We start from the raw sequence: 19,398 nt of genomic DNA on the forward strand, positions 1-19,398 counted from the left end.
CGGTCTCGGTGTGGTTATTTCCAGTCGTCAAGAAGACATTGCGGCGCCCGTCTCGGCCATTTTCTACATGGTCGCGGCCTATTTCCTGTTCAGCTTTCTCGACACATCGATCAAATATCTGGCGGTGGCCGGTATCGCGCCCCTGTTCATCGCCTGGACCCGCTTCGCCGGCCATGCGGTGCTCGTGCCGGCCCTGTTCAGGGGCTGGCGCGATCCTGCCCGTTTTCGCGCTGTCAGCCCGATGGCCCATATCGTGCGCGGCGCCTTCCTGTGCGGCTCGACCATCTTCAACATATTGGCGTTGCGTTACCTGCAACTGGCGGAAACGACCTCGATCTATTTCTTCGGGCCGATGGTGATCACCGCGCTCGCCGGGCCGCTGCTCGGCGAATGGGCGGGCTGGCGGCGCTGGCTGGCCATCCTGACAGGCTTCGTCGGCGTCCTCGTCATCACGCGTCCGGGCGTCGGCGTGTTCGGCATCGGCCACGTGTTCGCGCTGTGCTCGATGCTGTCGAACTCGATCTACGTCATCATGACCCGGCGCATGTCGACCTCGGAAACGCCCGAGAGCCTGATCTTCTATTCGGCGCTGGCGCCGATGATCCTGCTGACGCCGACGCTGTGGTTCACCGAATGGCCGTCCATCGGTCCGTTTCACTGGCTGGTGCTGTTGCTGCTCGGCCTGTTCGGCGGGCTCGGCCATTGGTGCCTGATCCAGGCCTACCGGCAGGCGACCGCCACCGCGCTCGCCCCTTATCCCTACATGCAGATGGTATGGATGATCGCCTTCGGCTGGCTGGTCTTCGACCAGTTCCCCGACAACTGGACCCTCGCGGGCGCCGGCATCATCGTGGCCAGCGGCCTCTATATCCTGCATCGCGAGCACCGGCTGCGGGTGAAGAACCGGGCCGCCCCAGACGCCGAAACCGAGGCCGTGGCGAAAAAGCTTTGACTCGGGCGGCCGCGATGGCATAAGCCGCATTTAAAAAATTTAAATGTGACGCGGGGAGCACTAGCTCTGGCTCAGAAGGTCAAGCTTTCCACGATCGCCGACGCACTTGGCGTGTCGACGGCAACGGTGTCGCTGGCGTTGCGCGACAGCCCGCTGGTGGCCGGCTCTACCCGCGAGCGCATCAAGGAACACGCGCGCGAGATCGGCTATATCTACAATCGCCGCGCCGCTTCGCTGCGCACCCAGCGCTCCGGCATCGTCGGCGTCGTGGTGCACGACATCATGAACCCGTTCTATGCCGAGATCCTGCGCTCCATCGAGCATGAGCTGGACCGCTCGCGCCAGACCTTCCTGCTGTCCAACCATTACGACAAACTCGACAAGCAGCGCATCTTCATCGACACGCTGCTGCAACTGGGGGCCGATGGCGTCATCATGTCGCCGGCCATCGACACGCCGGCCAGCGACATCCGCATGGCCGAGGACAACGGGCTGCCGGCGGTGCTGATCGCCCGCGACGTCGAGGGCGCGCATGTGCCGGTGTTTCGCGGCGACGACGCCTATGGCACGGCGCTCGCCACCAATCACCTGATCTCGCTCGGCCACAAGCGCATCGCCATGGTCGGCGGCACCGACCAGACCTCGACCGGCCGCGACCGCTACCAGGGCTATCTGCGCGCCATGCGCGAGGCGGGGCTGGAAGTGCGCCCGTCATGGCGCATCGCAGGGCCGCGCACCAAGCAGGGCGGCTTCGAGGCGGCCAACCAGTTGCTGGCCCTCAAGGACAAGCCGACCGCCGCCTGCTGCTGGAACGACCTCGTCGCCATCGGCCTGATGAACGGCATCGCCCGCGCCGGGCTGACGCCGGGCATCGACATTTCGGTGACCGGCTATGACGATCTGGAGGAGGCGGCGATCGCCACGCCCGCCCTCACCACCGTCTGGAACGGCCAGCGCGAGGTCGGAAGGCGCGCCGCCAGCGCGCTGCTCGACAAACTCAACGGTCAGGCCGTCGGCCAGACCCAGGAACTCATCAAGCCGGAACTGCATGTGCGCCAGTCCACCGGCCGCCCCGTGGAGCGTTGAATTCATGCCTGCATCGACCGAGCCCGCAACGATCCTCGTCTCGGGAAAGGTGCACGACCACGTCGTCGCGCGCATCGATGAAGCCTTCCGGCTGATCCATATCGAGCGCCCGGACCCGTCGCTGCTGTCGCCGCAGGACATTGCGGCCGTGCGCGGCATTTCGGCCTTCGGCGGCATCGATGCCGCTTTCATCGACGCCTTCCCCAATCTGGAGATCATCGCCAATTTCGGCGTCGGCTATGATTCGGTGGATGCCGCCCATGCCGGTGCAAAAGGCGTCATGGTCACCAACACGCCCGATGTGCTGACCGAGGAGGTCGCCGACCTGACGGTCGCGCTGCTGCTCGCGACCCTGCGGGAAGTGCCGAAGGCCGAAGCGTGGTTGCGGCAGGGCAAATGGGTGAGCGAAGGCAACTATCGGTTCAGCCCGCTCAGCCTGCGTGGGCGGCACATCGGCATTTTCGGCCTCGGCCGCATCGGCCTTGCGGTGGCGAAGCGGCTGGAAGCCTTCGGCGTTTCAATCGCCTATCACAATCGCCGGCCGGCCGAGGGCGTCACCTACAGCTATCATCCGACGCTCAAGGGGCTTGCCGCGGCTGTCGATACGCTGATCTGCATCGCGCCCGGCGGCGCGGCCACCGAAAAGGCGATCAACGCCGGGATACTGGGGGCGCTCGGGCCGGAAGGCGTTCTGATCAACACCGGCCGCGGCAGCACCGTCGACGAGGCGGCGCTGGCGGCCGCTCTTCGTGACGGCACCATCGCGGCCGCCGGCCTCGACGTGTTCGCCGACGAACCTAACGTGCCGCAGGCCCTGCTGGAGGCCCCCAACACCGTGCTTCTGCCGCACGTAGCCTCTGCGTCCGTGGCAACGCGCCGGGCCATGGCGGACCTGTGCGTGGACAATCTGGTCTCGTGGTTCGGGGAGCGCCGGGCGCTGACCCCGGTGCCGGAAACCGCGCATGTGAAGGCGAAATAGGGCGCGCTACTCCGCAGCAGCCCGTGCAGCCAGCCTGGCGGCCGCGTGCTGGCGCACGGCATCGCCGAACGCCTTGAACACCTTCTGCGACACGCTGTCCGATTTCACCCAGTATTCGGGATGCCATTGCACGCCGACGGCAAAGGCCCGCGCACCCTTCACCGAAACGGCTTCCACCGTCCCGTCCTCGGCCACGGCCTCGACCTCAAGCTTCGAACCCAGCCGTTCGACTGCCTGACGGTGCACCGAGTTGACGTCGATGTCGCCGGCGCCGAACACGTTTGCGAGGCAGGTGCCGGGCTTGATCCTGACCTTCTGGCGGATGGCGAAGCGCGCGTCCTGATCCTCGCTCACCGGCGCGCGGTGGTCGAGAATGCCGTCGCGCTCCTGGATTTCGGTGGCCAGCGTGCCGCCGAGCGCCACGTTCAGCTCCTGAATGCCCCGGCAGATGGCCAGCAGCGGCACGCCGTGCTCGATCGCCTTGCGGATCAGCGGCATGGTGGTGGAGTCGCGGGCGGTGTCGTAGGGGCCGTTCTCCTCGCCGGCGTCGCCGCCGTAGAGGGCCGGATGCACATTCGACTTGGAGCCGGTCAGCATCACCCCGTCCACGGCCGAAAGCAGCGCGTCGAGGTCGAGCCGTTCGCCGAAGGAGGGCACCAGCACGGGCAGGGCGCCGGCTCCCGAAATCACGGCTTCCAGATATTGCTGGGGCGCTGCATGCCAGGTGTAGTTTTCGAACTGCTTCACGTCTGTCGAGACGGCGATCAGCGGCTGCGTCATGATGGTGTGGTTCCAGTCTGAATGAAAATCCGTTGGGCGTAAAATAGAGGCTGCGCGCCCGATTTGCCATGGCCGGTTTCGACTTTGCGCCGGCCAACCGTTGGCCCAGCCCCGAAGCCTATTGCGTCCGGCTTCAGGATCGATGCATCCTGTACAGGGACAATTTGAATCGGGGAAACCGGGACGGCATCGTGTATGTATGTCCTTCGACGCTTGCCTTCTAAAAGTTTTTTAATGCGAATGTGTCATCACATTCGCATGAGTGAGTGCCGGATGTGACCGCCATCAAGCGAAAAGAGCTGCCTGACGACGTGTACATTCCGTTCGTGGAAACTCTTTTCCGCGACGGCTTCACGCTTGCCATCGGCATTTCCGCGCAGACGGCGTTGATGGGCCTCGTATGGGGGAAGTCCGGAAACCACGCCTATCTGGTGCTCGCCGCCGTGCTGGTCATGGTCGGCGTGGTCCGCGTTCTCAACATGCGCCGCTATTCGGCGCTGCCGGTCGCCGAAAACCGCGAGGAAGCCCGCCGGCGCGAGAATCGCTACATCATCTATGGTTCCATGCACGGCCTGGTGCTGGGCACCTTCTGCCTTGTCGCCATCTATACCGGCAAGGACGCCTTCTCCGAGACGGCCGCCGTCTGCATCGTGCTGGCCACGGCGACCGGCATCGCCGGGCGCAACTACGGCTCGCCGAGGATGGTCAACATCCTCATCCTGACGCTGGCATGCCCGATGGCGCTGGGGTTCATCCTGCGCGGCGACTTCTACCACGTCACGCTGGGGCTCCTGTCCATTCCCTTCCTGCTGGCGATCCATCGCTACGCCGATACGGTGCGTGACGTGCTGTTCTCGGCGATTTCGGCCGAGAAGCTCGCCAGCCGCCTCGCTCAGCGCTTCAACCGGGCGCTCAACACCATGCCGCACGGCCTCATCATGCTCGACCCCGACGGCAAGGTCGTGGTGGCCAATGCCGAGTCCGCACGCCTGCTGTCGATCCAGTCGCCCGACGATCTGCTCGGGCGCTCGGTGCATTCCTTGCTGATGCGCGGGGTGGTCGGCGGCATGCTGACCCGAAAGGACTGCCGATATATCGAGGCGCAACTGACAAGGGCATTGCTCGAGGGCAGGGACCGCAAGGTCCTTGTCGGCTTTTCGAACGGCCAGCACTACGAGTTCTCGGCCCGCGAAGGCAGCCAGGAGCTCGGCGTCATCACCTTCGAAGACGTCACCGCCCGCGTCGAGGCGGAAGAGCGCATCCGTTTCATGGCCCGTTATGACAGCCTGACCGGTCTGCTCAACCGGGCCTATTTTCACGAACTGGTCGAGGAGAGCATGGCTTCCGGCGATCAGGGCCGCTATTGCGCCATCGCCACCATCGACCTCGACGACTTCAAGAGCGTCAACGACACCGTCGGCCATCCCGTCGGCGATGGGCTGATCTATGCGGTGGCGGAACGGCTTGCCACCTTTTCGGCGCCGGGCATCAAGATCAGTCGTTTCGGTGGCGACGAATTCATGGTTTTTTTCGACCGGGTGGAGAGCGAAAGCGATCTCGCCGGATGCTCGACGAGATCTTCGCCGGCCTCAAGGGCGAGGTCGATGTCGCCGGCCATGTGCTGCGCATCCAGATTAGCGCCGGCGCGGTGCTGGCCCGCGTCGAGGCGAGCGATGTCGACGAGATGATCGTCAAGGCCGACCTTGCCCTCTACAAGGCCAAGGAACTCGGCAAGAACGGCTGGCAATTGTTCGAATCGTCGATGGACGCGGCTTTCCGCGACCGGCAGCGGATGAAGGCCGACCTGCGCAGCGCCGTGGAAGCCGGCACCTTGCGCGTCGTCTACCAGCCGATCGTGGCCATGGCCACGATGCGCATTTCCGGCTGCGAGGCGCTGTGCCGCTGGGATCACCCCGAACTGGGACCGGTGTCGCCCGGCGTGTTCATTCCTCTGGCGGAAGAGATGGGCATCATTTCGCAGATCAGCACCTTCATGCTGAACGCTGCCTGCGCCGAATGCGCCAAATGGCCCAAGCACACCAATGTTTCGGTCAATCTGTCGGCCAAGGATTTCCGCAACAGCGAGATCATCCAGAAAGTGCGCGATGCGCTGGAGGCGGCCGGTTTGCCGCCGCACCGGCTTGAGGTCGAGGTGACGGAAACGGCGCTTCTGGACGACAAGTCCGAGACGCGCCAGGTGCTGAAGGAACTCAAGGCGCTTGGTGTGCGCATCGCGCTGGACGACTTCGGCACCGGCTATTCCAGCCTCAGCTACCTGCACAAGCTGCCGCTGGACAAGGTCAAGATCGACCGTTCCTTCCTGTCGGACGTGACCCAGAGCCCGCGCTCGCTGGAACTGCTCAGGGGCATCGTGGCGCTGTCGCGCTCCCTGGGGCTTTCCATCACCATCGAGGGCGTGGAAACGTTCGAGCAGCTTCGCGTGCTGTCGCGGCAGGTCGAGCCGGACCTGGTGCAGGGCTTCCTGTTCGGCGCGGCGCTGAGCGCATCCGGCATCGAAACCATGTCGACGGCGCGCTGGCCGTTCGCCCATGACGAAGTGGTCGCTTCGGGCGCAACCCGCACATAAGCCGTTTCACGGATTTTCCCCTGTCTCCGCTTTTCCACCCCGGCGTGCACCCTCCGGATGAAAAAAGCGATTTGTTAAGGTTAATTTTGAGTGAAGCTGGATTTCTTTAATTAAAACTTTACTTAACTGATCCAACGCTTACCCTTGATTAGCGGCGGCGGAATAGAGGGTAAGCCGATGGCAACTCGGCAATTGAAGCTGGATGCGGAAACCGAACCGGCACGGTCCGGCCTGTCCGGCTCGAGCTTTGCGAGCAAGGTGTTCGAACTGCTCGACCGTTCCGAGTACCGCCGCTGCGACAAGGGCGAGGACCTCGAGGACATCTACCGGTTGCGCTACAAGGCCTACCGGTTCAACGACATGGTGCCGGATGCCGAGAACCATGTCATCAGCGACGCGCTGGACGAGGTGCCGAACGTCTATCGCTTCGGCGTCTATGTGGACCAGACCCTGGTATCCACCATGCGCATCCACCACGTCACGCTGGAAACGCCCATGTCGCCCTCGGTGCAGGCGTTCGGCGACATCGTCTATCCGATGCTGGAAGCCGGCGACACCTTCGTGTGCATGAGCCGCTTCGCCTCGGACCCCGAGTGGACCCGCGTCTATCCGCACCTGCTCTATGTGACGCTGCGGCTGGCGGGCATGGCCTGCATCTATTTCAACGCGCCATACGGGCTTTCGACGGTGCGCGAGGACCATGCCGGCTTTTATCGCCGCATCTACTATTCCGAGCAGATCAGCGAGCCGCGCGCCTATCCGGGCGTGTTCAACAAGGTCGTGCTGTTCCGCACCAATGCCGTGGCCAACCGCGAGCGCTTCTATGCGCGTTTTCCCTTCTTCCGCTCGACGGAATGGGAGCGGCGCCTGCTGTTCGCCAAGGTCGGAGCCGGCGACGTGCAGCCTCTGACCATACTGCCGAGCGCCCGGTATATGGGCGACGCGGCTTGACGCCCCTCGCCAGCCTCCGGTTCAGCGCAGCATGCGCGAGACGAGCTGGGCGGTGTAGTCGACCATCGGCACGATGCGCGCATAGTTGAGCCGGGTCGGGCCGATGACGCCGAGCGCGCCGACCACGCGCGCCTCCGCATCGCGGTAAGGCGCCACCACCAGCGACGAGCCCGACAGCGAGAACAGCTTGTTCTCCGAGCCGATGAAGATGCGCACGCCGGGGCCTTCCTCGGCAAGGTCGAGCAGTTGCAGCAGGCCGTCCTGCGTTTCCAGATCGTCGAACAGGTTCTTCAACAGCTCCATGTCGGCCTGGGCGGTGATGTTCTCGAGCAGGTTCGCCCGGCCGCGCACGATCAGCCGCGCCGGCAGGCCGCTTTCGGCCCCGGCCCATACGGCAAGCCCCTGTTCCACCAGTTCCTGCGACAGCGAATCCAGTGCCGCGCGCGTTTCCTCCTTGATGCGCGAGATTTCTGCCCGTGCCTCGGCCAGCGTCCGCCCGCGTATGTGGGCGTTGAGGAAGTTGGAGGCTTCGTGGAGCTGCGAGACGGTGACCCCGGCCGGCAGGTCGATGATGCGGTTCTCGACGTCGCCGTTCTGCGAAACCAGCACGGCCAGCGCCTTGGTCGGCTCGAGCTGGATGAATTCGATATGTTTCAGCGACGCCTCGTTCTTGGCCGCCAGCACCAGCCCGGCGCCGCGCGACATGCCCGACAGAAGCTGGCTGGCCTCGGTCAGCATGTGTTCCAGCGAGGTGTCGTTGCCGGAAGCCTTGATCTGCGTCTCGATGCTGCGCCGCTCCTCGTCGCCGAGGTCGCCGATCTCCATGAAGGCATCGACGAAGAAGCGCAGGCCCGCCTGCGTCGGCAGGCGCCCGGCCGAGACGTGCGGCGCATAGACCAGCCCGAGGTGCTCCAGGTCGCTCATCACGTTGCGGATCGTCGCCGGCGAGAGCGAGGAGGGCAGGATGCGCGACAGGCTGCGCGAGCCCACCGGCTCGCCGTCCCTCAGGTAGGAATCGACGATGCGCCGGAAGATGTCGCGCGAACGCGCATCCAGCGATTGCCATTGCGAAACGGGAACCGGCGGTGTGGGAGCGGAACTGTGCTTTGTCATCGCGAACCTCTGCCCAAGGATATAGACGCGCCTCGCCCCAGTGCAAGCAACCCGTTTTCCTTTGCACACCGCGCCGTGGGGGGCTACAAGCCGGGCAAAATCAGGACAGACCAGAGAGACAAGACATGCGCCCCTCCAAACGCCAGCCCGACGAAATGCGCGCCATCTCCTTCGAGCGCGGCTTTTCCAAGCACGCCGAAGGTTCCTGCTTGGTCAAGTTCGGCGACACGCATGTGCTGTGCACGGCAAGCCTCGAAGAGCGGGTGCCGGGCTGGATGCGCAATTCCGGCAAGGGGTGGGTGACCGCGGAATACGGCATGCTGCCGCGCTCGACCGGCGAGCGCATGCGCCGCGAGGCGTCCAGCGGCAAGCAGGGCGGCCGTACGCTGGAAATCCAGCGGCTGATCGGGCGCTCGCTGCGCGCCGTGGTCGATATGCAGGCGCTGGGCGAACAGCAGATCACGGTGGATTGCGACGTGCTTCAGGCCGACGGCGGCACCCGCACCGCCTCGATCACCGGCGCATGGATCGCGCTGCATGATTGCCTGCGCTGGATGGAAGCCCGCCAGATGGTGAGCGTGCAGCGGGTGCTGAAGGATCACGTCGCCGCCATTTCCTGCGGCATCCATGACGGCGAGCCGGTCATCGACCTCGATTATCTGGAGGACTCCTCGGCCGGCACCGACGCCAATTTCGTCATGACCGGCAAGGGCGGCATCGTCGAGATCCAGGGCACCGCCGAGGGCGAGCCGTTTTCCGAGGCGCAGTTCGACGAGCTGATGGGGCTGGCGCGGCAGGGCATCGCCCGGCTGGTGGAGTTGCAGAAACTGGCCGTGGCTTGACGCAGGAAGAGACATGAAACCAGCCGCCATCCTCGAATCCGCGCTCTACGTCACCGATCTCGACGCCGCCGAAACCTTCTACGGCGACGTGCTGGGGCTGGAGCGCATCGTCAAGGTCGAGGGGCGGCACCTGTTCTTCCGCTGCGGGCAGGGCGTGCTGTTGCTGTTCGTTGCCGAAGCGACGAAGCAGCCGCCACGCCCCGATGCGCGCCTGCCGGTGCCGCCGCACGGCACGGTCGGGGAGGGGCATCTGTGCTTTTCGGCAAGCGCCGAGGAAATCGTCGCCTGGAAGGGCCGGCTGGAAGCGGCGGGCGTTGCAATCGAAGCCGATTTCGAGTGGCCGAATGGCGGCCGTTCGATCTACATCCGCGATCCTTCCGGCAATTCGCTGGAATTCGCCGAACCGCGCATCTGGGGCCTGTAATGCATCCTTTGGACAAGAAGATCGTCGTCGCCAGCCATAATGAAGGCAAGCTGCGCGAGTTCGCGGACCTGATGGGGCCGTTCGGATTCGAGGCGAAGTCGGCGCGCGAGTTCGGCCTGCCGGAGCCGGACGAGACCGGCACCACCTTCGAGGAGAATGCCTATATCAAGGCCTTCGCGGCTGCCAAAGCCACCGGCCTGCCGGCGCTTTCCGACGATTCCGGCCTGTGCCTCGATGCGCTGGACGGCGATCCGGGCGTCTATACCGCCAACTGGGCCGAGAAGCCGGACGGCACGCGCGATTTCGGCATGGCCATGGAAAAGGCAGAGACGGCCATGCAGAAGGCGGGGGCCGTGAAGCCGCAACAGCGCACCGGCCGCTTCGTTGCCGTGATCTGCCTGGCTTTTCCCGATGGAGAGGCGGAGTATTATCGCGGCGAGGTCGAAGGCCATCTCGTCTGGCCGCCGCGCGGCGAGCTTGGCTTCGGCTACGACCCGGTGTTCCTGCCCGATGGCTATGACAGGACCTTTGGTGAGATGACGGCTGAGCAAAAGCACGGCTGGAAGCCCGGCGCGACCGAGGCACTTTCGCACCGCGCCCGCGCCTTCCAGAAATTCGCCGAGGCGCGGCTGGGAGTGGTGGGAGCAAAGTGACCGTGCCTGCGAAGGCTCATGTCATGGCTGTCGCCAGCCCCTTCCGTGCCGGGCCTGCTGAAACGGCGTCCTGCCGTCATCCCGGCCAAGGGAGCGATAGCGACCGCGAGCCGGGATCCATTCCGGTTGTCGGGCGATTTCCCGTAGATTCGGCGTCCGGAACTCCATCTCGATCGTTACGGAATGGATCCCGGCTCGCACACTCGCTTCCGCTTGGGCCTGGCCGGGATGACGGCGGGACGGGGGACATATGACCCTCGACCGCTCTCCCGGCTTCGGGGTCTATCTCCACTGGCCGTTCTGCGCGGCCAAGTGCCCCTATTGCGACTTCAACAGCCATGTCCGCCACCAGAAGGTCGATCAAGAGCGTTTCGTGCGCGCCTTCGCCGCCGAAATGGCGTCGATGCGGGCGCGCACCGGGCCGCGCCAGGTGACGTCGATCTTCATCGGCGGCGGCACGCCTTCGCTGATGGAACCCACGACGGTCGGCGCGATCCTGGATGAGGTGGCGCGCAACTGGAGCGTGCCGGCCGGCATCGAAATAACGATGGAGGCCAATCCGTCCTCGGTGGAGGCCGAACGCTTCCGTGGCTACCGCGCCGCCGGCGTCAATCGTGTGTCTTTAGGCGTGCAGGCGCTCAACGATGCCGACTTGCGCTTTCTCGGCCGCCTGCACGATGTCTCGGAGGCGCTGCATGCCATCCGGCTGGCCCGTGAAATCTTCCCGCGCCTGTCCTTCGATCTGATCTATGCCCGCCCCAGCCAGACACCGGAAGCGTGGGAGGCGGAACTGAACGAGGCGATCGGCCATGCCGCCGACCACCTGTCCCTCTATCAGTTGACCATCGAGGAAGGCACGGCCTTCCACAAGCTCCATGCCGCCCGCAAGTTCGAGATGCCGGTGCCTGACCTTGCCGCCGATCTTTACCAGCTCACGCAGGAAGTGACCGCCGCGCGCGGCCTGCCGGCCTATGAGGTGTCCAACCACGCCCGCCCCGGCGCGGAAAGCCGGCACAACCTGGTCTACTGGCGCTATGGCGAATATGTCGGCATCGGCCCGGGCGCGCATGGCCGTTTCGTGGAAGACGGCACGCGCGTCGTCACCATTGCCGAACGGCACCCGGAGACATGGGCGGAACTGGTGGAACGGCAGGGCCACGGCATCGTCGACGGGGAGCGGCTGACGCGCGATGAGGAAGCCGACGAATTCCTGATGATGGGCCTGCGTCTGGTCGAGGGCATCGACCTTTCCCGTTTCGAAACCTTGTCAGGGCGCACGCTGCCGGCGCGGCAATTGTCAATTCTTCAGGAGGAAGGGCTGGTCGCGCCGGTCGGCAATTCGCGCCTGCGCGCCACGCCCTCCGGCATGATCGTGCTGAACTCGCTGGTGGCCGAACTGGCTCGCTGACGGCTTTTCTTTCGCTGGCGGCGGAGCCGGTATGGCCGCCCACAACATGGCGGGGCTTGGCGTGAATCTCTCCTTTTCCTCATGGCAGTTCTGGGCGCTGCTTTCGGCTGCCTTTGCCGCGCTTACGGCCATCTTCGCCAAGGTGGGCGCGTAAAATGTCGATTCGGACTTCGCCACCCTGATCCGCACCGCCGTCATCCTGCTGGTGATCGCCGCAATCGTCATGGCGACCGGGCAGGCGCAGCCGCTCGGCTCCATATCGGGCAAGACCTACACATTTCTCGTGCTTTCAGGTCTGGCGACCGGCGCGTCCATGGCTGTGCTACTTCCGCGCCCTGAAGCTCGGGCAGGTGGCGCAGGTGGCGCCCATCGACAAGCTGAGCGTCGTTCTGGTGGCTGTGTTCGGCGTGATCTTTCTGGGCGAGCGCCTGTCGGCCGCGAACTGGCTGGGTGTCACTCTCATCGGTGCTGGCGCGGTGCTGGTAGCTTACCGTTAGACGAAAAGCCGCTCAGCGCGAGATCGAGAAGACGGTGAGCCCCTCGACGCCTTCCTCGATGCAGCGCCATCCCATCTTTTCGTAGAAAGGCGCGAGATGCGGCTCGGCGCAGAGATAGACCGTGTCGGACCCTCGCCAAAATCCCTGCTCGACGGCGGCGAGCACGAGCTTCGTGCCAAGGCCGCTCTTGCGCGCCTTTTCCTCGACCCAGACGGCGGCGACCCATGGCGTGTATTGCGGGCGCTCGTCAAGATCGCTGGCGATCAGATGCGCACAGCCGTAAAAATCCGGGCCCTCATGGGCAACCAGCGAAAGCGGGATGTCCGGTCCATCCATGCATTCCGTCACCATGGCCTCGATCTCACCGAGGGCGACGCCCTGTTCACGCCACCATGCCTGCCACACACGGTCGGCAATCGTGCCGGCAAACTCCGGACGATCGCGCAGATCGGAAATCACGGGGAGGGAGGCTGTCATGGAGGTCTTTCCGCAGGCTTTGGTTGTGGCGGCTTGTGGCACGGGCTTTGCAAGGCACGCAAGCCATGCCAAACCGTGCTTCTGAAAAAGGACATGGCATGGATTCCGGAACTTCCAGACGCTCATTCCTGATCGGGCAGGCCGAATTTCCGGCGCGGCCGCTGGAGCCGGCGCTCTATCTGGTGGCGACGCCGATCGGCAATCTGGGCGACATCACCATACGGGCGCTGGAAACGCTGGCCGCCGCCGATGTGCTGGCCTGCGAGGACACGCGCGTGTCGCGCGTCCTGCTGGAGCGCTACGGTATCCGCCGCCGCACCACCGCCTACCATGAGCACAACGCCACTGATGCCGGGCCGCGGCTGCTCGCGGCGCTGGAGGAGGGCAGGAGCGTCGCGCTGATCTCGGATGCCGGCACGCCGCTGGTTTCCGATCCCGGCTACCGGCTGGTCGGCGAGGCACTTGAACGCGGGCTGCGCGTCGTGCCCGTGCCGGGGCCTTCGGCGGCGCTTGCCGCGCTCACCGTTTCCGGCCTGCCTTCGGACGCCTTCCTGTTCGCCGGCTTCCTGCCGGTCAAGGCCGGCCAGCGGCGCAGCCGGCTGGAACAGTGGCAGGCGGTGCCGGCCACGCTGATCTTCTTCGAATCGCCGCGCCGCGTGGCCGAGACGCTTGCCGCGATGGCTGAAGTGCTGGGCGGTGCGCGCCCGGCGGTCGTATGCCGCGAATTGACCAAGGCTTTCGAGGAGGCCCGTCATGGTTCCTTGCAGGAACTGGCGGCGCACTATGCCGCCGCCGACACGCCGAAGGGTGAAGTCGTCATCTGCGTCGGCCCTCCGGTGGAGGAAGAGGCGGCCCCCGCCGATGTCGACGCGCTGCTCATTGGTCTCGCGGCGGAGATGCCGGCATCGAAGGCTGCGGCCGAGGCGGCACGCATGACCGGTCAGCCCAAGCAGGAGCTTTACCGCAGGCTGCTCGCGCTGAAGGAGGAAAGCGGTGGCTGATGCCTCGACGCGGCGCCGCAAGGCCTATCGGCGCGGCCACCACAGCGAATGGTTGGCTGCGCTGGCGCTGATGGCCAAGGGCTATCGCATCCTTGCCCGCCGCTACCGCACGCGGCTTGGCGAAATCGACCTAATCGCCCGGCGCGGCGATCTGGTGCTGATCGTCGAGGTCAAGGCGCGGCGCTCGCTGGTCGAGGCGATGGAGGCCATTGCGCGCCAGTCCGAACGCCGCATCGAAGCCGCCGCCGACATCTGGCTGTCGCGCCAGCCGGACTTTGGCCGGTTTTCCGTGCGCTTCGACATGGTGGCCGTGCTGCCCTGGCGCTGGCCGGTGCATGTGGAGAACGTGTTCTATGGACGATAGCTCTTTGGCGAGGACCCCTCATCCGACCTCACGAAGAGAGGTCGGATGAGGGGTCCTCAGCGCAGGATGCGAAAATCGGCCGGCACGTCCTGAACGCCCGGCGGCAGCATCTCGACCTCGCTGACCACCGCGCCCCGAGGTCCTTCACGCAGTCGTTCCAGCATTTCCGCGACCGCCTCGTCCGCGCCGCTCAGCAGCGCCTTGACCGAACCGCCCGGCTCGTTGCGCACCCAGCCGGCAAGGCCCAACCGCTCGGCCTCGTCCTGCGTCCAGTAGCGAAAGCCGACGCCCTGCACCCGGCCCCTGATGCGCACCATGACGGTGCGGGTGCTCATCGGCGGCTCACCCGCATCGGCAGGCCTCCCTGCGGCTGCGTGGTCAGCTTCTGCACCGGCCACGGCCTGGTTTCGCTGACGGTTTCGAAACGGAAGCGCGACAGCATGACGGCCAGCGCGATGATCGCCTCCTGCATGGCGAAGCTGGCGCCGATGCATACGCGCGGCCCTGCGCCGAACGGCAGGTACTGGTAGCGGTCGATGCGGTCGCGGTTTTCGGGGTGGAAGCGCTCCGGCAGGAAGGCGTCCGGCGCCTCCCACAGCTTGCGGTGGCGATGCACCGTCCACGGCATCACCAGCACCTGCGCCCCTTTGCGCAGTTCGAGGTCCTTGTAATGATCCGTCTCGACCGGTTCGCGGTTGATGGAGGGCGCCGGCGGATAGAGCCGCAGCGCTTCCTCGAAGGCGGCGCGCGTCAGCGGCATCGCGTCCAGCCACTTCACCGGGTCGGGCTCCCGCGCCAGAACCGCGTCGATCTCCTGCTCGATCCGCTCGCGCTCCCACGGCGCTTCGGCCAGGCAGTAGACCGTCCAGCCGAGCGCCCGTGCGGTCGTCTCGTGGCCGGCGCCGATGAAGGTGATGATGTTGTCCTCGATCTCGGCGCGGGTCAGCCCGTCCGGCCCTTCGGCACGCAAGAGAAGGGTGAGGAAGTCGTTCGGCACCTTGTCGCCCTCGCGGTCCATCCGCGCGCGGCGCATGGCCATGGTGTCGGCTACGATCTGGCGGAAATAGGCCATGGTGCGGCGGCCCCGTATGCGGGTGAGGCGCGGCAGCCAGTCCGGCGCGCGCAGCAGGTCGAGCGGATCGACCCGGCCCATCGTCTCGAACAGATGGTCGATCTGCTGCGCGAAACTGCCCGGCTCGCCGGCGATCTCGCCGGAGAACAGCGTCTCGGCCAGAATCTCGTAGGTCAGCATCGTCATATCGTTAGCGATGTCGGAGACGCGTCCATCTTCGTAGCGCTCCACGAAGGCATTCGTGCAGGCAAGCATGGGCGCGGCGAAGCCGAATATGTGGCGCGGCGTGAACACCGGCGCCATGGCCTTGCGCGACCGCTTCCACACCGCACCCTCGGCGGTCAGCAGTCCGTCGCGCAGGATCGGCCGCAGCACCATCTGGCGCACGGTGGCCATCTTGTAGTTCTTCGCGTTGTCCACCAGCACATGGCGGATGAGGCCGGGGTCGTTGGCGATGACCAGCGGCCCGCCGATGCCGCTGATCGAGATCCACGGCTCGTTGTAGGAGGGCTCGCCCCACAGTTCGAGCGGGTTGCGGTAGACGATGCGCATCATCTCCAGCGTCGAGGGCGGGCTGCTGCGCGGCTTCGGCGCCGGCGGCACGAACGGGGCAGGGGCGGCTTCGACGATGGTGGCCATTGCAGATATGTAGGCGAGGGGTGCGCCAGCGTCCACCGCCGGGGCGGATGGCAGGCGGCGTTCATGAATCGTGAACGCACTGTCACCCCCGACATCCCGCCGGTCAGGAAAAATCTTCTCTTGCCGATCGCCGGGGGAAGGCCCATTTGGGGCCAGTCACTTTTAGTGACCGAGATCAAGGGAATCCTACATTGACACAGAAACTGAACATCATCGTCGGCAGCACCCGGCCCGGCCGCGTCGGTCCGATCTTCGCCAAGTGGTTCGCCGACTTCACCCGCGAGCACGGCAAGTTCGAGCCGGTGCTGGTCGATATCGCCGAATTCGACCTGCCGCTGTTCGACGAGCCGAAGCACCCGCGCCTCGGCCAGTACGAGAACGCCCACACCAGGCGCTGGTCGCAGGTCATCGCCGAGGGCGATGCCTTCGTCTTCGTGACGCCGGAATACAACTACTTCATCCCCGCGCCGCTGGTGAACGCCATCACCTACCTGTCGACGGAATGGAACTACAAGCCGGCCGGCTTCCTCTCCTATGGCGGGGTTTCCGGCGGCCTGCGCGCCGTGGAATCGGCCAAGCCGCTGCTCAACACGGTCAAGGTTGTGCCGATCCCCGAAGGCGTGCCGGTGCCGAACTACCCGCAGCTTCTGGTCGACGGCGAGTTCAAGCCGAACGATCTCATCACCGCCGGCGCCAAGACCATGCTGGACGAACTGGACCGCTGGGCCGGTGCCCTGAAGGCGCTTCGTCCGCAGGCCAAGGCCGCCGCGGCGGCCTGACCACGTTCCTGTTGCGCAAGGGGCCGCTTCGACGGCCGCTGAACGGCCCTGCCGGAGGATCTCCGGCAGGGCCGTTTTTCAGTGGCAAACTCCTTGGAAAACTTGGAAAAATGGCCCGAAACGCCTATATCTGGTGGATCGGCGGGCGCTCGATTCGGGACGGTTTCATGCGCCCGCCCCCGCGACAGAGAGACGAAAGTATTTCATGAGCGATACGACCGAGAACCAGGCCGGCGCACAGGCCGAGTACGGTGCGGATTCCATCAAGGTTTTGAAGGGGTTGGATGCCGTGCGCAAGCGGCCGGGCATGTATATCGGCGACACCGACGACGGTTCGGGTCTGCACCACATGGTCTACGAGGTGGTGGACAACGCCATCGACGAGGCGCTGGCCGGCCATGCCGATCTCGTTTCGGTCACGCTGAATGCCGATGGTTCATGCACCGTGGCCGACAACGGACGCGGCATTCCCACCGACCTGCACCCGACCGAAGGCGTGTCGGCGGCCGAAGTGATCATGACCCAGCTTCATGCGGGCGGAAAGTTCGACCAGAATTCCTACAAGGTTTCCGGCGGCCTGCACGGCGTGGGCGTGTCGGTGGTCAACGCGCTGTCGGTGTGGCTGAAGCTGCGCATCCGTCGCAACGGCAAGGTCCATGAGGTGAGTTTCACGCACGGCACGGTGGACGCGCCGCTGGCCGTGGTCGGTGATTATGAATCCGCCAACCAGCCCGGCACCTATGAGGGACGCAGCGGCACCGCCGTCACCTTCCTGCCGTCGCCGGATACCTTCAAGGGCGTCACCGAATTCGACTATGGCACGCTGGAGCACAGGCTGCGCGAGCTGGCCTTCCTCAATTCCGGCGTGCGCATCATCCTGACCGACAACCGCCATGCCGACGTGAAGCAGCAGGAACTGCATTACGAGGGCGGGCTGGAAGAGTTCGTGAAGTATCTCGACCGGGCCAAGAAGCCGCTGATCGACAAGCCGATCGCCATCCGCGCCGAGCGTGACGGCATCGGCGTCGAGGTGGCCATGTGGTGGAACGACAGCTACCACGAGAACGTGCTGGCCTTTACCAACAACATTCCCCAGCGTGACGGCGGCACCCATCTGGCCGGCTTCCGTGGGGCACTGACGCGCCAGGTCACCGGCTATGCCGAAACCTCCGGCATTTCCAAGAAGGAAAAGGTATCGCTGACCGGCGACGATTGCCGCGAGGGGCTGACGGCCGTACTTTCTGTGAAGGTGCCGGACCCGAAATTCTCCTCGCAGACCAAGGACAAGCTGGTGTCCTCCGAGGTGCGCCCGGTGGTCGAAAGCCTCGTCAACGAGGCGCTCGGCACCTGGCTGGAGGAGCATCCGTCCGAGGCCAAGACGCTGGTCGGCAAGGTGGTCGAGGCCGCCGCCGCGCGCGAGGCCGCGCGCAAGGCGCGCGAGCTGACCCGCCGCAAGGGGGTGCTCGACATCACCTCCTTGCCCGGCAAGCTGGCCGACTGCCAGGAGCGCGACCCGGCCAAGTCCGAACTGTTCATCGTCGAGGGTGACTCGGCCGGCGGCTCCGCCAAGGGCGGGCGCGAGCGCAAGAACCAGGCGATCCTGCCGCTGCGCGGCAAGATTCTCAACGTCGAGCGTGCCCGCTTCGACCGCATGCTGTCGTCCGATATGATCGGCACGCTGATCACGGCGCTCGGCACCTCGATCGGCAAGGACGAGTTCAACCCGGACAAGCTGCGCTACCACAAGATCATCATCATGACGGACGCCGACGTCGACGGCGCCCATATCCGCACGCTGCTGCTCACCTTCTTCTTCCGCCAGATGCCGGAACTGATCGAGCGCGGCCACCTCTACATCGCCCAGCCGCCGCTCTATAAGGTGACGCGCGGCAAGAGCTCGCAATATCTCAAGGACGAGGCGGCCTTCGAGGACTATCTCATCGGCACCGGCCTCGAAGACGCGTCCCTGACGCTGGGTTCGGGCGAGGTGCGCGCCGGGCAGGACCTGCGCGCGGCGGTGGACGACGCGCTGGCCGTGCGCCACCTCCTGAACGGGCTGCACACGCGCTACAGCCATGCCGTGGTCGAGCAGGCGACCATCGCCGGCGGCCTCAATCCGGGGGTCTTCGACGATCTCGGCAAGGCCAATGCCATGGCCGAGCGGATCGCCGAGCGGCTGGGCCTGATCTCGGAAGAAACCGAACGTGGCTGGAAGGGCTCGACCTCGCGCTCCAACGAGGGGCCGGGCGGCTACCTGTTCGAGCGCACCGTGCGCGGCGTGCGCGAGGCGGTGCATCTCGACATGGCGCTGATCAACTCGGCCGACGCACGCCAGCTCGACCGCCTTGCGCCGCGCCTTGGCGAGGTCTACGCCCGGCAGCCGGTGCTGCGCCGCAAGGAAGGCAGCCAGACGCTCTCCGGGCCGCTGGCCCTGCTCGACGCCGTCTTCGCCATTGGCCGCAAGGGGCTGACCATGCAGCGCTACAAGGGCCTTGGCGAGATGAACGCCGAACAGCTCTGGGAAACCACGCTGGACCCCAATGCGCGTTCGCTTCTGCAGGTCAAGGTCAACGACGCCTCCGGCGCCGACGAGCTGTTCGCGCGCCTGATGGGCGACGAGGTGGAACCGCGCCGCGAGTTCATCCAGGAGAACGCGCTGAGCGTCGCCAATCTGGATATCTGATGGCCAATTAGGTGTCTGAGCGACCGCGCGGGCAGCAATTGCCTGCGCGGTTTTTTTTTACACCCAACCGTCATCCACCTCGCTCGTCCCAATCTTCATCCACCTCGCTCG

General features: G+C 65.5%; 17 protein-coding genes and 2 pseudogenes. 14 read left to right on the forward strand and 5 right to left on the reverse strand.

Annotated elements, in window-relative coordinates; genetic code table 11:
• Positions 1 to 10: 10 nt before the first annotated feature.
• The 3 genes from ACVCNR_RS13470 (at position 11) to ACVCNR_RS13480 (ending at position 3,017) form a co-directional block, all read left to right on the forward strand.
• Positions 11 to 952 (forward strand): DMT family transporter, encoded by a 942-nt coding sequence (locus ACVCNR_RS13470; protein WP_435521626.1) that lies wholly within the window; start codon positions 11 to 13, stop codon positions 950 to 952.
• Between the two features lie 66 nt (positions 953 to 1,018).
• Positions 1,019 to 2,038, forward strand: coding sequence for a LacI family DNA-binding transcriptional regulator (locus ACVCNR_RS13475; RefSeq protein WP_447075701.1), 1,020 nt, complete (start codon positions 1,019 to 1,021; stop codon positions 2,036 to 2,038).
• Positions 2,039 to 2,042: 4 nt separating this feature from the next.
• On the forward strand, positions 2,043 to 3,017 hold the full coding sequence (locus ACVCNR_RS13480) for a 2-hydroxyacid dehydrogenase (protein ID WP_447075146.1): 975 nt from the start codon (positions 2,043 to 2,045) through the stop codon (positions 3,015 to 3,017).
• A gap of 6 nt (positions 3,018 to 3,023) precedes the next feature.
• Here the strand turns inward: ACVCNR_RS13480 and ACVCNR_RS13485 are convergent, their stop codons facing one another.
• Positions 3,024 to 3,797, reverse strand: a complete 774-nt coding sequence (locus ACVCNR_RS13485) for a gamma-glutamyl-gamma-aminobutyrate hydrolase family protein (RefSeq protein ID WP_447075147.1) — start codon at positions 3,795 to 3,797, stop codon at positions 3,024 to 3,026.
• Positions 3,798 to 4,072: 275 nt separating this feature from the next.
• Between ACVCNR_RS13485 and ACVCNR_RS13490 the strand changes: the two are divergent.
• Both ACVCNR_RS13490 and ACVCNR_RS13495 read left to right on the forward strand, forming a co-directional pair.
• Positions 4,073 to 6,384, forward strand: a pseudogene (locus ACVCNR_RS13490) (putative bifunctional diguanylate cyclase/phosphodiesterase).
• A 177-nt stretch (positions 6,385 to 6,561) separates the two neighbouring features.
• A complete protein-coding gene (locus ACVCNR_RS13495) occupies positions 6,562 to 7,335 on the forward strand; it encodes an N-acyl amino acid synthase FeeM domain-containing protein (RefSeq protein WP_354199160.1) in 774 nt (257 codons plus the stop codon).
• A 21-nt stretch (positions 7,336 to 7,356) separates the two neighbouring features.
• Here the strand turns inward: ACVCNR_RS13495 and hrcA are convergent, their stop codons facing one another.
• The gene (gene hrcA / locus ACVCNR_RS13500) at positions 7,357 to 8,448 is read right to left on the reverse strand and encodes a heat-inducible transcriptional repressor HrcA (RefSeq protein ID WP_354199158.1); all 1,092 of its coding nucleotides are present in this window, start codon (positions 8,446 to 8,448) and stop codon (positions 7,357 to 7,359) included.
• A 125-nt stretch (positions 8,449 to 8,573) separates the two neighbouring features.
• Here hrcA and rph point away from each other — a divergent pair, with 125 nt between their 5' ends.
• The 5 genes and pseudogenes from rph to ACVCNR_RS13525 all read left to right on the forward strand — a co-directional run bounded on the left by rph (position 8,574) and on the right by ACVCNR_RS13525 (position 12,272).
• Positions 8,574 to 9,290, forward strand: coding sequence for a ribonuclease PH (gene rph / locus ACVCNR_RS13505; protein ID WP_354199156.1), 717 nt, complete (start codon positions 8,574 to 8,576; stop codon positions 9,288 to 9,290).
• Positions 9,291 to 9,303: 13 nt separating this feature from the next.
• Positions 9,304 to 9,714 (forward strand): VOC family protein, encoded by a 411-nt coding sequence (locus tag ACVCNR_RS13510; RefSeq protein WP_354199154.1) that lies wholly within the window; start codon positions 9,304 to 9,306, stop codon positions 9,712 to 9,714.
• Complete coding sequence (rdgB, locus tag ACVCNR_RS13515) at positions 9,714 to 10,367, forward strand: RdgB/HAM1 family non-canonical purine NTP pyrophosphatase (RefSeq protein WP_447075148.1); 654 nt, start codon at positions 9,714 to 9,716, stop codon at positions 10,365 to 10,367. The genes ACVCNR_RS13510 and rdgB overlap by 1 nt, the downstream gene beginning before the upstream one ends.
• Positions 10,368 to 10,617: 250 nt before the next feature.
• Complete coding sequence (hemW, locus tag ACVCNR_RS13520) at positions 10,618 to 11,775, forward strand: radical SAM family heme chaperone HemW (RefSeq protein WP_447075149.1); 1,158 nt, start codon at positions 10,618 to 10,620, stop codon at positions 11,773 to 11,775.
• Between the two features lie 46 nt (positions 11,776 to 11,821).
• A pseudogene (locus tag ACVCNR_RS13525) lies at positions 11,822 to 12,272 on the forward strand (EamA family transporter).
• 12 nt (positions 12,273 to 12,284) lie between these two features.
• On the opposite strand, the gene ACVCNR_RS13530 reads toward ACVCNR_RS13525, so the two are convergent.
• Positions 12,285 to 12,749: a GNAT family N-acetyltransferase gene (locus ACVCNR_RS13530; protein ID WP_447075150.1), complete on the reverse strand. Its 465-nt coding sequence runs from the start codon at positions 12,747 to 12,749 to the stop codon at positions 12,285 to 12,287.
• A 98-nt stretch (positions 12,750 to 12,847) separates the two neighbouring features.
• Between ACVCNR_RS13530 and rsmI the strand changes: the two genes are divergently transcribed.
• On the forward strand, positions 12,848 to 13,750 hold the full coding sequence (gene rsmI, locus ACVCNR_RS13535) for a 16S rRNA (cytidine(1402)-2'-O)-methyltransferase (RefSeq protein WP_447075151.1): 903 nt from the start codon (positions 12,848 to 12,850) through the stop codon (positions 13,748 to 13,750).
• Positions 13,743 to 14,114 (forward strand): YraN family protein, encoded by a 372-nt coding sequence (locus ACVCNR_RS13540; protein WP_354199143.1) that lies wholly within the window; start codon positions 13,743 to 13,745, stop codon positions 14,112 to 14,114. The genes rsmI and ACVCNR_RS13540 overlap by 8 nt, the downstream gene beginning before the upstream one ends.
• Positions 14,115 to 14,170: 56 nt before the next feature.
• On the opposite strand, the gene ACVCNR_RS13545 is transcribed toward ACVCNR_RS13540, so the two are convergent.
• Both ACVCNR_RS13545 and ACVCNR_RS13550 read right to left on the reverse strand, forming a co-directional pair.
• Positions 14,171 to 14,449 (reverse strand): acylphosphatase, encoded by a 279-nt coding sequence (locus ACVCNR_RS13545; RefSeq protein WP_447075152.1) that lies wholly within the window; start codon positions 14,447 to 14,449, stop codon positions 14,171 to 14,173.
• Positions 14,446 to 15,825 carry a cytochrome P450 gene (locus ACVCNR_RS13550; RefSeq protein WP_447075153.1) on the reverse strand — a complete coding sequence of 460 codons (1,380 nt, stop codon included), beginning with the start codon at positions 15,823 to 15,825 and terminating at the stop codon, positions 14,446 to 14,448. Before ACVCNR_RS13550 ends, ACVCNR_RS13545 begins: the two co-directional genes overlap by 4 nt.
• 191 nt (positions 15,826 to 16,016) lie before the next feature.
• Here ACVCNR_RS13550 and ACVCNR_RS13555 point away from each other — a divergent pair, with 191 nt between their 5' ends.
• A complete protein-coding gene (locus tag ACVCNR_RS13555; RefSeq protein ID WP_447075154.1) occupies positions 16,017 to 16,604 on the forward strand; it encodes an NADPH-dependent FMN reductase in 588 nt (195 codons plus the stop codon).
• A 205-nt stretch (positions 16,605 to 16,809) separates the two neighbouring features.
• A complete protein-coding gene (gene gyrB / locus ACVCNR_RS13560) occupies positions 16,810 to 19,287 on the forward strand; it encodes a DNA topoisomerase (ATP-hydrolyzing) subunit B (protein WP_447075155.1) in 2,478 nt (825 codons plus the stop codon).
• Positions 19,288 to 19,398: the final 111 nt, after the last annotated feature.

Source organism: Aquamicrobium terrae (assembly GCF_052978165.1).

Bases quoted from the DNA above. Each gene is read 5' to 3' on its own strand.
- gyrB (WP_447075155.1), top strand. From the start codon at position 16,810: ATGAGCGATACGACCGAGAACCAGGCCGGCGCACAGGCCGAGTACGGT.
- hemW (WP_447075149.1), top strand. From the start codon at position 10,618: ATGACCCTCGACCGCTCTCCCGGCTTCGGGGTCTATCTCCACTGGCCG.
- ACVCNR_RS13495 (WP_354199160.1), top strand. From the start codon at position 6,562: ATGGCAACTCGGCAATTGAAGCTGGATGCGGAAACCGAACCGGCACGG.
- ACVCNR_RS13550 (WP_447075153.1), bottom strand. From the start codon at position 15,825: ATGGCCACCATCGTCGAAGCCGCCCCTGCCCCGTTCGTGCCGCCGGCG.
- ACVCNR_RS13530 (WP_447075150.1), bottom strand. From the start codon at position 12,749: ATGACAGCCTCCCTCCCCGTGATTTCCGATCTGCGCGATCGTCCGGAG.
- ACVCNR_RS13510 (WP_354199154.1), top strand. From the start codon at position 9,304: ATGAAACCAGCCGCCATCCTCGAATCCGCGCTCTACGTCACCGATCTC.
- hrcA (WP_354199158.1), bottom strand. From the start codon at position 8,448: ATGACAAAGCACAGTTCCGCTCCCACACCGCCGGTTCCCGTTTCGCAA.
- ACVCNR_RS13480 (WP_447075146.1), top strand. From the start codon at position 2,043: ATGCCTGCATCGACCGAGCCCGCAACGATCCTCGTCTCGGGAAAGGTG.
- rdgB (WP_447075148.1), top strand. From the start codon at position 9,714: ATGCATCCTTTGGACAAGAAGATCGTCGTCGCCAGCCATAATGAAGGC.
- rsmI (WP_447075151.1), top strand. From the start codon at position 12,848: ATGGATTCCGGAACTTCCAGACGCTCATTCCTGATCGGGCAGGCCGAA.
- rph (WP_354199156.1), top strand. From the start codon at position 8,574: ATGCGCCCCTCCAAACGCCAGCCCGACGAAATGCGCGCCATCTCCTTC.
- ACVCNR_RS13545 (WP_447075152.1), bottom strand. From the start codon at position 14,449: ATGAGCACCCGCACCGTCATGGTGCGCATCAGGGGCCGGGTGCAGGGC.
- ACVCNR_RS13485 (WP_447075147.1), bottom strand. From the start codon at position 3,797: ATGACGCAGCCGCTGATCGCCGTCTCGACAGACGTGAAGCAGTTCGAA.